The 14,118-nt window shown below is 69.5% G+C and carries 12 protein-coding genes; 5 read left to right on the plus strand and 7 right to left on the minus strand.

Going from position 1 to position 14,118, the window contains the following annotated elements; genetic code table 11:
- The first annotated feature begins 118 nt into the window (after positions 1-118).
- A complete protein-coding gene (locus ACIBK6_RS12210; protein WP_399051118.1) occupies positions 119-658 on the plus strand; it encodes a hypothetical protein in 540 nt (179 codons plus the stop codon).
- A 166-nt stretch (positions 659-824) separates the two neighbouring features.
- On the opposite strand, the gene ACIBK6_RS12215 is transcribed toward ACIBK6_RS12210, so the two are convergent.
- Positions 825-2,957, minus strand: coding sequence for a primosomal protein N' (locus tag ACIBK6_RS12215; RefSeq protein WP_399051119.1), 2,133 nt, complete (start codon positions 2,955-2,957; stop codon positions 825-827).
- A 213-nt stretch (positions 2,958-3,170) separates the two neighbouring features.
- On the opposite strand from ACIBK6_RS12215, the gene ACIBK6_RS12220 reads away from it, so the two are divergent.
- The 4 genes from ACIBK6_RS12220 to ACIBK6_RS12235 are packed head-to-tail and all read left to right on the plus strand — an operon-like array spanning position 3,171 to position 8,275.
- On the plus strand, positions 3,171-4,457 hold the full coding sequence (locus tag ACIBK6_RS12220; RefSeq protein ID WP_399051120.1) for a helix-turn-helix domain-containing protein: 1,287 nt from the start codon (positions 3,171-3,173) through the stop codon (positions 4,455-4,457).
- Between the two features lie 29 nt (positions 4,458-4,486).
- Complete coding sequence (locus ACIBK6_RS12225) at positions 4,487-5,242, plus strand: toll/interleukin-1 receptor domain-containing protein (RefSeq protein ID WP_399051121.1); 756 nt, start codon at positions 4,487-4,489, stop codon at positions 5,240-5,242.
- The gene (locus tag ACIBK6_RS12230; RefSeq protein ID WP_399051122.1) at positions 5,239-7,173 is read left to right on the plus strand and encodes a hypothetical protein; all 1,935 of its coding nucleotides are present in this window, start codon (positions 5,239-5,241) and stop codon (positions 7,171-7,173) included. Before ACIBK6_RS12225 ends, ACIBK6_RS12230 begins: the two co-directional genes overlap by 4 nt.
- A gap of 22 nt (positions 7,174-7,195) precedes the next feature.
- A complete protein-coding gene (locus ACIBK6_RS12235) occupies positions 7,196-8,275 on the plus strand; it encodes a hypothetical protein (RefSeq protein ID WP_399051123.1) in 1,080 nt (359 codons plus the stop codon).
- An 89-nt stretch (positions 8,276-8,364) separates the two neighbouring features.
- Here the strand turns inward: ACIBK6_RS12235 and ACIBK6_RS12240 are convergent, their stop codons facing one another.
- The 6 genes from ACIBK6_RS12240 to ACIBK6_RS12265 form a co-directional block, all read right to left on the minus strand.
- Entirely contained in the window at positions 8,365-9,492 is a 1,128-nt protein-coding gene (locus tag ACIBK6_RS12240; RefSeq protein WP_399051436.1) for an IS30 family transposase, read from the minus strand.
- 170 nt (positions 9,493-9,662) lie between these two features.
- The gene (gene metK, locus ACIBK6_RS12245) at positions 9,663-10,871 is read right to left on the minus strand and encodes a methionine adenosyltransferase (protein ID WP_399051124.1); all 1,209 of its coding nucleotides are present in this window, start codon (positions 10,869-10,871) and stop codon (positions 9,663-9,665) included.
- Between the two features lie 210 nt (positions 10,872-11,081).
- Positions 11,082-12,314 carry a bifunctional phosphopantothenoylcysteine decarboxylase/phosphopantothenate--cysteine ligase CoaBC gene (gene coaBC / locus ACIBK6_RS12250; RefSeq protein ID WP_399051125.1) on the minus strand — a complete coding sequence of 411 codons (1,233 nt, stop codon included), beginning with the start codon at positions 12,312-12,314 and terminating at the stop codon, positions 11,082-11,084.
- 130 nt (positions 12,315-12,444) lie between these two features.
- A complete protein-coding gene (gene rpoZ / locus ACIBK6_RS12255) occupies positions 12,445-12,717 on the minus strand; it encodes a DNA-directed RNA polymerase subunit omega (protein WP_017242218.1) in 273 nt (90 codons plus the stop codon).
- Positions 12,718-12,788: 71 nt separating this feature from the next.
- Positions 12,789-13,382 (minus strand): guanylate kinase, encoded by a 594-nt coding sequence (gene gmk, locus ACIBK6_RS12260; protein ID WP_399051126.1) that lies wholly within the window; start codon positions 13,380-13,382, stop codon positions 12,789-12,791.
- A 38-nt stretch (positions 13,383-13,420) separates the two neighbouring features.
- Positions 13,421-13,744 (minus strand): integration host factor, encoded by a 324-nt coding sequence (locus ACIBK6_RS12265; protein ID WP_330329439.1) that lies wholly within the window; start codon positions 13,742-13,744, stop codon positions 13,421-13,423.
- Between the last annotated feature and the right edge of the window lie 374 nt (positions 13,745-14,118).

Below are 14,118 nucleotides of genomic sequence, written 5' to 3' on the forward strand. Positions count from 1 at the left end.
CACGAGCGTCAACGCGGTACCAGCACCACGCAGTATCAACGTCAACGCAGTACCAGCACCACCCAGTGACAACACCGTCTTCACCGTCCCTTTCATCGCCGGTTCGAGAGGCTTGTTCATGGCCGACCACGCAACCCACGACGCCCAAGCGCGGGCCAGCCTGCACCTGTTGGTGCGGGACATCGAGCGGGTCCGCCGGCAGGTGGACGCACTGCGCACCCTCACCGCGCAGCTGGGCAACGTCTACCGCCCGCGCCGCTCCGGCCCCTCCACGGGCTTCGTCGTGTACGGGCGCGCCCCGGCCCCGACCGTACGGCTCGCCCAGGAACTGCGGGACAGCGTCGAGACGCTGGTCACCGCGGCCGTGGACTTCGACCGCTCCCTCGGCTTCTCCTGGGACGCGGTGGGCTCGGCGCTCGGCGTCACCAAGCAGGCGGTACACCGCCGTTACGGATCCCGTCGGGCCGGCGCCCAGAACACGGGCCAGGCCGACGCCGAGCGTCCGGCCGAGACCGCGGTGACCCGCACCCTGCCGCCGCTGCCCCCCATGCCCGCGGTGCCCGCCGCCCGTTCGATGCCGCCGCAGCCGACGGCGAGCAGCCAGTCCCTGCGCGAGGAGGTCCGCACCAGCGCCTTCCCCGGCCCCCGCAACGGCTGACCACCCGCGACTCCGCCCCTTCGTGCCCTCGCGTCCGGACACACCGCGAGGGCACACCCATGTCCCGCATGTCCCGGGCCTGAGCGGATGTGGGGCCGGGATCGATGCCGGGCGTCGGCTGCTGTCGGGCCTCGACCGATGTCATGCATCTGCCGCTGCCCGGGCCTCAGCCGATGTCGGGCGGGTCGATCCTGATGCGCACCGGGTCGCCGCCGCCGCGGGCAAGGCGCCCGGCCTGGGCGGCCTTGAGCGCGGCGGCCAGCGCGGCCCCGCTGCCCGGCGGCACCCGCACCAGAGCCCGCTCCCACTGCTCCCCCACCGGCGGATCGCCGGGCCGCCGGGCCCGGCCGGGATCGGCGACGGGCAGCGGAACCGGCCCCAACACCTCGGCGTCGGACGGTAGTTGAGCCGATCGCAGAAAGGCCTCGACCGCCTCGGGGCCGCCGATGACCTCGGCCATCCGGGAGACCGGGGGGAAGCCGAGCTCGGCCCGCTCGGCCAGTTCGCGCAGAGCGTGCCCGACCGGGTCCCAGCGAACCAGGGCCTGCACCGGCCGCAGCGTCGGCTCGGCGACGACGACCACGGTTCCGCCCTCGTCCTGCCCGCGTACCAGCGAGGCGGCGCCGATCCAGCGCCGCAGCGCCTCCTCGCCGGCCCTGAGGTCGGGCCGGGTGAGCATCGCCCAGCCGTCCAGGAGCAGCGCCGCCGCGTAGCCGCCCTCGGCGACGGGTTCGGCGCCCGGGGTGGAGACGACGAGCGCGGGCTGTCCGGGCACGCTGTCCAGGATGTGGTCGCGCCCCGAGGTCCGTACGGGTACGGCGGGGAACGCCCGCCCGAGCTCCTCCGCGGTCCGGCGGGCGCCGACCACCTGGGCGCGCAGCCGGTTCGAGCCGCACTCCGCGCAGTGCCAGTCGCTCTCCGCCGTCCCGCACCAGGCGCAGCGCAGCGCGCGCTCGTCCGGTGCCTCCAGCGGGCCCGCGCAGTGTCCGCACCGGGCAGGCGTACGGCAGCGGGCGCAGGCCAGCCGCGGCGCGTACCCCCGCCTGGGGACCTGCACGAGGACGGGGCCGCTCTTGAGCCCCTCGCGGACGGCCTGCCACGCGAGGCTCGGCAGCCGGGCCGCCCGGGCCGCCTCGTCGCGCGCCAACTCCCCGTCCCCGACGGTGCGTACGAGCGGGGCTGCGGCGCGCGCCACGGTCCGGTCGGCGACCAGCGGCGCGGCCCAGCCGCTCTGCACGAGCTGGGCGGCCTCGACCGTGCAGCTCGTACTGCCGAGCAGGAAGGCGCACTTGTCGTGCGCCGCGCGCAGTTCGAGCACCTCCCGCACATGCGGGAACGGCGCGTTGTCGTCGCTGTGGCTGGAATCGCCGTCCTCCCACACCACGACGAGCCCGAGGTCCTTCACGGGTGCGAACATCGCCGCGCGGGTACCGACTACGGCCCGTACCGCGCCGCGCCGCACGGAGAGCCACTGCCGGTAGCGCCGTTCCGGGCCCGAATCGGCGGTGAGCACCGCATGCCGGCCCTCGCCGAGCAGCGCGGTCAGCGCCGCGTCCACCCGGCCCGCGCTGCGGCCGTCCGGTACGACGACGAGGGCGCCCCGCCCGGAGGCGAGTGTCGCCGCCACCGCTCGCGCGATCTCCTCGGCCCAGTGCGGTCCGGGCAGCGCGGTCCATACCGCCCGGGGTGCTCCGCCGCTGCCCAACGCCCGCAGGAACGCGGGCCCTTGCTGATATCTCTCCCAGGTCCCGGCGGCCGGCTCGGCCGGTGGCGCGGGCGGTTCGGGCGACGGCTTGGCCTCGGCCCGGGCGTTCCTGGGCGGGACGGCGACCTGGAGCACATCGGCGAGACTCCCCGCGTACCGGTCCGCGACGGCCCGGGCCAGGGACAGCATCTCGGGGCTCAGCACCCGCTCCGGTGAGACGACGCCGGCCAGCGCGGCCAGCGGGCCGGAGTAGTCCGAATCGGCCCGCCGCTCGACGACGAACCCGTCGATCAGCCCGCCGCCCTCCCGGCGCCCCTCCCGCACGTTCCGCGACCCGGCCCCGAAGCGCACCCGCACCCGCACGCCCGGCTGCGCGTCGGCGTCCAGCTCCTCGGGCACGGCGTAGTCGAAGTACTGATCAAGATGCAGCACCCCCTTGTTCACCACGACCCGCGCGATGGGCAGCTCCTTGGCCAGCGCCGCCCCCCGCCAGGTCCGCGGCTTGGCCTTGGGCACCTTGGCCTTGCGCACGCTCTCCCGGATGAGCGCAAGCTGCTCCGGCACCCCGCCCGGCCGTTCGTTCTCGCTGCTCACAGCCAAATTCCTACCAGACCCGACTGACAACGGCGCCGGGCGGACGCCGTTGGCCGGTTCGGGCCAGGCATCCTCGACAGTCTGAAACGGGTGCTGTTCGCTCCGGTTGAGGAAACGGGAAACGTCCCCATTCGCCTTGTCCCACACAGTCGGCTGTCGCACGCTGATGCTCGTCGCCGCCGACTCCTCGGACGGCCAGCGACGGAGGTTCAGGTGCAGCACTCGTACGCCTTTGGGGAGGAACTTCGCCGACGACGTCTAGCGGCGGCGCTCTCCCTGGAGCAGCTCGGCAAGCGTGTGCACTACAGCAAGGCCCAGCTGAGCAAGGTGGAGCGCGGCCTCAAACGGCCGAGCCTCGAGCTTGCCCGGTTGTGTGACACCGAGCTCGATGCCGGCGGTTCACTGGCCCAACTGTTGTCACCTACGACGGTTTCACCCATGTCCCTGCCCGACACCGGGCACGACGACGAGGTGTGGTTGATGTATCTGGACAAGAACGGCACCAGCACACTCCAACCGGTGAAGCGCCGCAGCTTGATCGCCGTCGGTGCCGCATCGGCGCTGTCCCTGCAGCTGAGCGGCGAGCCATTACCGGTGGACACGGGAGCCAGCACACTTGTGGAAGCGTCCCGAACGCTGTTCGGCCAGTTTCGCAGGATCGGCCAGGCGGCGAGTCCCGGCAGTCTCCTTCCGGCTCTGATCACCCAGACACACTCACTGGAACAGTTGGCCCGTCTCGCGGGGCCCCGGACGAGAAACGAGCTGCTTGTCCTCGCTTCACGCTACGCGGAATACACGGGATGGATGGCTCAGGAGGCCGGGGATGATCGGGCGGCTCTGTGGTGGACCGACCGCGCGGTGCAGCTCGCCCGTGGGGGTGGCGACGACATGCTGGCCTCCTACGCCCTGGTCCGAAGATCGCTCATCTGTCTGTTCGGCGGCGACCCGGTACAAGCCGCAGAGCTGGCCGAGAGGGCGCTGGAGAGTGCCACCGCTCCTCGCGTCGCCGGGCTCGCGGCCCAGCACTTGGCACAGAGCCTCGCGGTCACCGGCGACCACATCGGGACCATGCGGAGTCTGGACCGTGCCCGCGAGTTGCTGGCAGCAGACACCCGCCACCCCGATACACCTGTGCTGGGCGCCTCGCACGTGCCCAACGTCGTGGAGATGTACACCGGCTGGTGCCTGTACGAACTGGGCCGAGTGAGGCAGGCGGCGGATCTCCTCGATCGGGAGACAGGCCGTCTCCCCGCCCACGCGTTGCGCGCCCGGGCACGACACGGCGTCCGCCGCGCCCTCGCACACACCGCCGCCGGGGACATCGACCAGGCGTGCGCCATCACGGCAGACCTGCTCTCGTCCACCGGCACGGTCAACTCGGCCACGATCTCGACCGATCTCATTCGCCTCGCTCGCCTGCTCGGGCGGCATCCGCGCAATGCCCACGTACGTGAGATCACTCCGCGTCTCACCGCCGCCCTGCCGCACCGCCCCTTGTAACGGAAGCCCCCGATCGAAGGGACCGACCTGTGCACGAGCTCTTCATCAACTACCGCACCCAGGGCGGCAAAGACGCCGCCCACGTCTTCGACTACGAGCTGTCCAAACGGTTCGGCACGAACAGTGTCTTCCGCGCACAGAAGTCCATCGCCCCCGGCGCCAATTACGTCGAGACCCTGATCAAGGGTGTCCGCCGCAGCCGGGTGCTGCTAGCACTCATCGGAAGGGACTGGGTCGACACCCCGGACCCGAAGGGGCCGGGCCGCAGGGCACTCGCCAACCCGAAGGACTGGGTGCGCCGCGAGATCGAAGAGGCATTCAGTTCCGGAGTTCTGGTGGTGCCGGTCCTGCTCGGACGCCATGTGGAGCAGATAGACCCCTTGAGGCTTCCGAAGTCCTTGGCAACCCTTGCCGAGTGCCAGTACGAGCGATACAGCACACGTACCGCCGAAGCCGACCTCACGCGACTCGGCGACAGGCTGGTCCGCCAGGTCCCGGAGCTTGCCGCGCTGAACGCTCAGGCGGGTGGCGCCCAACCCGCGGCTGAAGCATCCCGAGGCCGCACCGAAATCCACAACGCTCGGCAGAGCGGCGGAGTCGGCGCCGTCCACGGCGATCTCGGAACGTTCATCAACGAAGCACACGGCCCTCTGCACACGGGTTCGGGCCGCCAGATCAACGGGCCCCGGATCAACGGCGACGGAACCAACTACGTTGCCGGAGACAACCGTGGCGGGATCCGCCAGCGATTCGGGGATCCGAAGCACCCTGGGACCGGCAGGTGACCGAGCCGGTCAGCGCATACATCAGCGAGTCCTACGGCGCTGTGCACACCGGCGACGGAACCCAGCTCAACGTCTACCTCGCCGCGGCGTCGACTCGGGTCCAGGACAAAGTGGGGCCGAGCCTGCGCGGCATCACCGATCATGACGGTGACTGGCTCGATCAGCGCTTTGTCGCGCCTGGTGGAATGCAGCGCGCACGCAGCCTGCTGCGGACCCACTCCGTCGTGCTCCTCTCCGGACCCCCGGGATCCGGCAGACGGGCCGCTGCCTTGAAGTTGCTGCACGAACTGGCGAACGGGACAGGCGGACTGTACGAGCTGCCGGACACCGAGGACGACAGTGGGTCCGTTCTGGACGCGGTTGAGCCGAATACAGGTGACCGGTTACTGCTCGACCTGTCGGTCGTCGACGAGACGCACTACCTTTCCCTGCAGAGCAGGTTGCTGGGATTCCGCGCCAAGCTCATCGAGCGGGGGGCCCGGCTCGCCGTCGTGTTGCCGCACCGTCACGCGTACCTGCAAGGAGTGGATCTCAAGCACTACACGGCGGAAATCACCAAACCGGCTTCCCGTGACGTGCTGAGCAGGTATCTCCAGCTGGACAATATCCGCCCGCCGACGGAGGAAATGGCCGCCCACGGCATGGCCACCTATCTGGCCAGGGTTCCCGTGCGAGAAATCGCCGAGCTCTCAGATCGGATCCGGGACCTGCGGGACAAGGGCACGCCCGGAGGCTTCCCGAACTGGCGGGACAGAGCGATCAAGCGGGTGGCCGACCGGAGCGCGGAGGTCGCGGCAGACCTGGCCACTCATCACTCGGGCCGTCGGCGGGCGCTGCTACTCGCCCTTGCGATGTTCCATGAATCGTCGCCGGCCACCGTGCTGCACACGGCGGGGGCGCTGCTGGCGGTCCTGTCGCACCCTCCGAGCGACCAGCCCCGCCTGGAACAGGCAGACCTCAGCCGGGAGCTGACGGAGCTCGGCGCAGAAACCGGACCCGATGGGCTCGTACAGTTCCGGACGCACAATTACGACCGAGGCGTCCGGGACCACTTCTGGATGTACTTCCCGGACCTGACCGAACAGCTCCGCCGCTGGATCCGCGACTGCCTGGCTTGGCCCGGTCTCGGCGAGGACGAACGCGGCCCCGTCATCACCCGGTTCGCTGAGCAGTGCCTCAATTCCGGCCGGCCCGACGACCTGCTGTGGCTGGCAGAATCGTGGACCGGGCACCACGGCCACATCCGGCTCATCCCGGATGCGGCACAGGTCCTCGTCCACGGTCTCGCGCACGAACAGTACGGGCAGAGGTTTCGGCAGCAGATCTACGACTGGTCGACCACCAAGACCCTGCCGCAGAACCTCAAGCAGGTACTCGTACTGGTCTGTTCGCAAGCCATGCGGCGAAGCCATCCCTACCAGGCTCTGGTGCGGCTCCACCATCTGGACCGACGGGCGGACGGGCGGGTGGCGGACACCGCTCGCACCGCAGTGCTCGGTCTTGCCCACAGTGACGATCGCATGTACCGCCTGCTGCTCCAGCGTGTCAGCCCCAGCCTGGCGGAAGCAGGATGGGCACGGGACTTCGGCCTGTTCCTCGCGCTCACGCAGTCGGTGCCACTCGTCGCAGCGCGGGACGTGCGAACCGGACTCACCGAAGGCTGGGCCGCAGTCTTCCGGCGACTTCCGCTCGAACAGTGGCAGCCCTACGCACTGTCGTGGTTCGCGGCTGTCACGGACGCCCCCGGTCCGGAGCAACTGCTCGATGTGCTCGTCAACGCCTGCCAGAACGAGGCCGTCCTCCTCGGTGTCCTTTACCAGCTCGCACTCGACTGGGAGCGATCCCGTCCTCGACGGCCGGGCGTCACAGGGCTGCTCATTGAGAAAATCAACCTTGCCCAGGGCCTTGATCACCTGGTGCCCGCTGTCTGACCACTACTCCTCGGGGGAGCAAATGATCGGCTCAGGCCGCAACACCATGACCGTCTTCGTCACCCTCCTGTGCGGGCTGCTGCTGGTCATCGCGGGAATCGCCCTGCAATGGCCGCGCTGGACCTGGCCCGTGCTGGCCACCGTGCTGGTCACAGCCGCCATCGCGGCCAACCGGTTCATGGCCCGGGGCAGTGACGGGTTTCCCCATCACGCCACCATGGAACCCGATCTGCCGATACCACCTGCTCCCCGACAGGAGCTGCATGTCAGCGATGTGGCGCTGCCCAGCGCTGCCCTGGACTACGACTTCATCTTCTCGGCGACGGTGCGCTGGATCCTTCTGGAGCCGCCCGACGACGCTCCCCTGATCAATCCATCCGGCCTGGCTGTTGACGCCGTCTTGCGCCGCGCCCGGGAGATCACGGCGGAACAGCCGCCATCCAGGAGCGCGCTGGTGCAGCACCGGCTCGACGGCGCTCTCGGAACCATGCGGCCGGACCCCAGCGGGCGATTGCTCGCTATGGCGCAGGAGGTTTCACTCTGCCTCCCCGATCAGGATCTCGAACGTCTTTCCAAGCTCTCCACCGTGCGCAAGAACGAGGACGTCTGGGAGCACGAGCGCAATCAGGAGCGCAACAAGCGCGCCTACCTCGGCGAAGACGTCCTCAAGGACACCGGCAGCGCGGTCGTGTGGTGGCTCGCCCGCAACGAGGACCGTATCGAGGAAACCGTGGACCGCATCGGTGTCCTGGCCAGGCTCACCGCGGCGGCCAACAACGACGAAGTCGCACCGCAGTTCCAACACCTCGTGCCCGCACGCGTTCCGCCGCAGTCGGACTTGCCTGCGGGAGGTCCGTTGGGTTCGGAAAGCACCCCTGATACGGACGGAGAGGCACCCGCGGCGGAGCCGGATCGCCGATTGGACGAGGTGATTGCGTGGTTCGGGTTCAGTCCGGCTGACCCGGACCTGTCCCTGTTCGCCAAGCGGCTTGCCCAAGTGGCCGAGGCTCACGGGAAGGCTGAAGCCGCCTCCGAGATCAAGAACCGCTTCGACGGCCCGGTGCCCGAGGCCCCTCCAGAGACACCGACCATGGAATCGTGACGGGATCCGCAACAGGCGATCTGCAAGGAGAGGGCACACGAGGGCCCCGGACCGGCACGGTGGATTCTAGGAATCGTCGCAACACGTGATCACTGACGTGTGGTGGCGAGCAGTTTATGCAGGCGCTCGGCTGGGGTCTCCCAGTCGAGCGTTTTGCGTGGGCGGCTGTTCAGCTCGGTGGCCACGGTATCCAGGCGATCGCGATCGTGGACGGCGAGGTCGGTGGCCTTGGGGAAGTACTGCCGGAGCAGGCCGTTGGTGTTCTCGTTCGAGCCGCGCTGCCAAGGGCTGGCCGGGTCGCAGAAATAGACCGGCATCCGGGCCGCCATGGCGAACTCGTGGTGGCGGCCCATCTCACTTCCCTGGTCCCAGGTCAGTGATCGCTTCAGGTGAGGCGGTAGATATCTGACGGTGTCCAGGAGAGCGTCGCGTACTCGTTCCGTGCTGCGGCCCTGGGGCAGGTGGACGAGCATCAGGTAGCGGGTGCTGCGTTCGACCAGGGTGCCGATCGCGGAGCCGTTGTCCTTGCCGATGATCAGGTCTCCCTCCCAGTGGCCCGGGACCGCGCGGTCACTGGCTTCGGCCGGACGGTCGCTGATCATGACCATCGGCGTCGAGTAGCGCGGCTGACGCTGCTGGGCCTGGCGGCGGGGCTTGCGGCGGGCGCGTCCGGTGCGGAGCGCCTTCACCAGGTCACGGCGGAGTTCTCCGCGGCCTTGCACGTAGAGGGCCTGATAGATCGTCTCGTGGACCACATGCATCTCCGGACGGTCGGGGAAGTCCTTGCGGAGGTGATGGACTATCTGCTCCGGGCTCCAACGCCTTTCCAGGCGTTCCTGGATGTAGTCCCGCAGCTCCACATTCCGGCCGATCTTCCCCGGCTTGGGGCGGGGCCGGCGGGCGAGGGCACGTGCATCGGCTGCGAAGGGGCGGTACTGGCCATTGCCTGGATGCCGGTTGCGACTGATCTCGCGACTTACGGTGGAGGGACTGCGGCCGAGTTCGGCGGCGATGGAACGGACCGACGCGTTCTCCCGCAGCCGATCGGCTATGTAGATCCGGTCCGCCTCGCGCAGGTACCGAGACGGCCGGGAAGCGGGAGCCACCGTGATGGGTGGCACCCACTTCCTGCGGCCGGTCGGCTGGCGGCCGTGCTGCCATCGTTTCCCGGTCCGTCGGTTCACTCCGACGATCCGGCAAGCCTCCGTGTTGCTCACGCCGCGGTTCACGAGCTCGAAGTATGCCTCCCGTTCCCGGTGCAGCTTCTTCGGCCCTTGCAGACGTTCCTTACGAATCTCGAAGTCCATCGCATCCCCTGAGCTGGGGCGTTGCGACGACCACTAGAACTTAAGGGTCCGGGTGGGGCCCTCGTGGAGTGCCGTTTCGGCTACAGGCCCGCGGCCCTGCGCAGGGCGTCGACGCGGTCCGTGCGCTCCCAGGTGAAGTCGGGGAGCTCGCGGCCGAAGTGGCCGTAGGCGGCGGTCTGCGCGTAGATCGGGCGCAGCAGGTCGAGGTCGCGGATGATCGCGGCCGGGCGGAGGTCGAAGACCTCGGTGATGGCGGTCTCGATCTTCTCGTTGTCGACCGTGTTGGTGCCGAACGTCTCCACGAACAGACCCACCGGCTCGGCCTTGCCGATCGCGTACGCGACCTGGACCTCGCAGCGCGCGGCGAGACCCGCGGCCACCACGTTCTTGGCGACCCAGCGCATCGCGTACGCGGCGGAGCGGTCCACCTTCGACGGGTCCTTGCCCGAGAACGCGCCGCCGCCGTGGCGGGCCATGCCGCCGTACGTGTCGATGATGATCTTGCGGCCGGTGAGGCCCGCGTCGCCCATCGGGCCGCCGATCTCGAAGCGGCCGGTCGGGTTCACAAGGAGGCGGTAGCCGTCCGTGTCCAGCTTGATGCCGTCGTCGACGAGCTGGTTGATGACGTGCTCGACCACGAACTCGCGGATGTCGGGGGCGAGCAGCGACTCCAGGTCGATGTCGCTCGCGTGCTGCGTGGAGACGACGACCGTGTCGAGGCGGACCGCCTTGTCGCCGTCGTACTCGATGGTGACCTGGGTCTTGCCGTCGGGGCGCAGGTAGGGGATGGTGCCGTTCTTGCGGACCTCGGTGAGGCGGCGCGAGAGCCGGTGCGCGATGTGGATCGGCAGCGGCATCAGCTCGGGGGTCTCGTCGGTGGCGTACCCGAACATCAGGCCCTGGTCGCCGGCGCCCTGCTTGTCCAGCTCGTCCTCGTCGCCCTCGACGCGCTTCTCGTACGCGGTGTCGACGCCCTGCGCGATGTCCGGGGACTGCGCGCCGATGGACACCGAGACGCCGCAGGAGGCGCCGTCGAAGCCCTTCTTCGACGAGTCGTAGCCGATCTCGAGGATCTTGTCGCGCACCAGCTGCGCGATGGGCGCGTAGGCCTTGGTGGTGACCTCGCCGGCCACGTGCACGAGGCCCGTGGTGATGAGGGTCTCCACGGCGACGCGAGAGGTCGGGTCCTCGCGCAGGAGCGCGTCGAGGATCGTGTCGCTGATCTGGTCAGCGATCTTGTCGGGGTGACCCTCGGTCACAGACTCCGAGGTGAAGAGACGACGGGACACAACGCTCCCTGGGGTTGCAGCGGCTGCTGGCTGATCATTGTTGGACGCCCCGGGAGCTGCGCCCGGCGGCGTTCCGAGACCAGTTTATCGGTCGGTTCTGCTCAATGGACCACGTGTCTCGCTCCGTGGAGTCCGAAGATCTCCGGAACTGGTCGTATCGACACGCCGCAGGGGCCCCGGAGGACGCCCCGGTCACGCGGTCCGGCGGCTTCAGGGCCGGTCGCCCGAGGCGGTGCCGGTGTGACCGAAACGCTGGCCCACCAGGTCCCACACGGTGTCCGCGAGGGCCTCCTTGGGACCATACGGCACCGGGGTCTGCGAGCCGTCGGCCCCGAGGACGACCGCCTCGTTCTCCTCGGAACCGAACGTCTTGCGCTCCCCGACCTCATTGACCACGAGCAGGTCACACCCCTTGCGCCTGAGCTTGAGGCGGCCGTTGGCGAGGACGTCGTCGGTCTCGGCGGCGAAGCCGACAACGAGTTGTCCGGGCCGGGCCCGGTCGGCCGAGATCTCGGCGAGGATGTCCGGATTACGTACCAGGGCGAGCGGCGCCGGCTCCTGGCCGTCCTTCTTCTTGATCTTTCCGGCGGCGTACGACTCGGGGCGGAAGTCGGCGACGGCGGCGGCCATCACCACGGCGTCGGCGTCCGCGGCGGCCTTCAGGACGGCCTCGCGCAGCTGTACGGCGGTGCCGACGCGGACCACATCCGCGCCCGCCGGGTCCACCAGACCGGTGTTGGCCTCGATCAGGGTGACCCTGGCCCCTCTGGCGACGGCGGTGCGGGCCAGCGCGTACCCCTGCTTCCCGGAGGAGCGGTTGCCGAGATAGCGCACCGGGTCGAGCGGCTCGCGCGTGCCGCCCGCGCTGATCACGACGTGCCGCCCGGCCAGATCCCGCTCGGCACTCCCCCGCGCGAGCACCCGGCGGCACACCTCGAAGAGCTCGTCGGGGTCGGGCAGCCGCCCCTTGCCGGTGTCGACTCCGGTGAGGCGGCCGACGGCGGGCTCGATGACGACGGCTCCGCGGCGGCGCAGCGTCGCCACGTTCTCCTGGGTCGCGGGGTGCTCCCACATCTCGGTGTGCATCGCGGGCGCGAAGACGACCGGGCAGCGGGCGGTGAGCAGGGTGTTGGTCAGCAGGTCGTCGGCGAGGCCGTGGGCGGCCTTGGCCAGCATGTCGGCGGTGGCCGGAGCCACGATCACCAGGTCGGCGCCCTGTCCGATCCGCACGTGGGGCACCTCGTGGACGTCCGACCAGACCTCGGTCGAGACGGGGTGGCCGGAGAGCGCCGACCAGGTGGCCGCGCCGACGAAGTTCAGCGCCGACGCGGTCGGCACCACCCGGACGTCGTGACCCGATTCGGTCAGCCGCCGCAGCAGCTCGCACGCCTTGTAGGCGGCGATGCCACCGCTGACCCCCAGAACGACCTTCGGCTTGCCCATCGGAAAATTCGCCTCTCCCCGCGCCCTGCGATCTTCGGTCTGCAGATACATACCCATGACATGTACGTACCCATGACACACCACAGGCCCGGCAGTCGCGCTGCCGGGCCTGTGGTGGAACGTCTGGTGCCTACTGGGCGGGGCCCTCGATGGCCTCGGAGGTCAGCAGACCCGCGTTGATCTCGCGCAGCGCGATCGAGAGCGGCTTCTCGTGGACGTGGGTGTCCACCAGCGGGCCGACGTACTCAAGCAGGCCCTCACCGAGCTGCGAGTAGTACGCGTTGATCTGGCGGGCGCGCTTGGCCGCGTAGATCACCAGGCTGTACTTCGAGTCGGTTGCTTCGAGGAGCTCATCAATCGGAGGGTTGATGATGCCCTCGGGCGCGGTCATGGAAGAGGACACTCTCTGCCTTCCGATGGGGATCGAAGATGTGGGCTGAACCGATGTGAGCCGAATAACGTCACACGACTCGATCAGACAACTCGCATCAAGGCTAGCAGCTCGCGCGCCACGTCCTCGACCGAGGTGTTGACCAGCGTCGTATCGAACTCGGCCTCGGCGGCCAGTTCGACCTTCGCGGCGGCCAGCCGGCGCTCGATGACCTCGGGCGCCTCGGTGCCGCGGCCGGTGAGCCGGCGGACCAGTTCGTCCCAGCTCGGCGGCGCGAGGAAGACGAGCTGGGCCTCGGGCATCGACTCGCGTACGAGCCGGGCGCCCTGGAGGTCGATCTCCAGGAGGACGAGCTCGCCCGCTTCGAGGCGCTCCAGGACGGCCTTGCGCGGGGTGCCGTAGCGGTTGCCCGCGAACTCGGCCCATTCGAGCAGTTCGCCGTTGGCGACGAGCTTGTCGAACTCCTCGTCGTCCACGAAGAAGTACTGCACACCGTGCCGCTCGCCGGGGCGCGGCTTGCGGGTGGTGGCCGACACCGAGAGCCAGACTTCGGGGTGGACCTTGCGCATATGGGCGACGACCGTGCTCTTGCCGACCCCGGAGGGGCCGGAGAGCACGGTCAGCCGCGGACGTGCGTCCGGGGGTACGGGGGTGGTCCCCCGGAGTGTTGCTGCCATGCGGCGATTATTCCAGCTTCTCGGGTATGCCCGAGACGTCAGGCCCCGGAGCCGCCGAACTCGCGCTCAAGGGACGCGATCTGGTTGGAGCCGAGCCCCCGCACGCGGCGGCTCTCGGAGATCCCGAGCCGCTCCATGAGCTGCTTGGCGCGGACCTTGCCCACGCCGGGCAGGGACTCAAGGAGGGCGGAGACCTTCATCTTCCCGATGACGTCGTTCTCCTGGCCCTGCTTGATGACCTCGTGGAGGGAGGCGCCGGAGTGCTTGAGTCGATTCTTGACCTCGGCCCGCTCCCGGCGAGCCGCGGCGGCCTTTTCGAGCGCGGCTGCGCGCTGTTCAGGGGTAAGGGGCGGAAGAGCCACGCCTACGTCACCTCGGATGTCGAACTGTCGGATACGGGACCGGTGAGGAAGCTAGTCGCCCCACACCAGGGCGAGCAACGAACAACGCACTCGCGCACGTGCTCGTCTGCTCTCGTCGGAGACTAGCGGCCAAGGCCGCTCCAGTCAGCGAGAACAGACGAAAAGTCCTGGTCAGCCTCAGCCGACCAGGACTTTCCGGACAAAACACCCGGGTTTTGCGTAAGGAATTTGTCAACGTTCCGTGTGCGCGCACCCCGCGGCATCCCCGAACGGCGCGCTTTACCGTTCCGGCGACCGGTCCGGGCGGTGGTTCCGGCGCACCGGAGGGCGCGCGGCCCCGATGCGACGCATGTCACATCGAGGTCGCGCCGCGC

The sequence above is a fragment of the Streptomyces sp. NPDC050485 genome (assembly GCF_044458185.1).
In the GTDB taxonomy this organism is placed as follows: Bacteria; Actinomycetota; Actinomycetes; order Streptomycetales; family Streptomycetaceae; genus Streptomyces.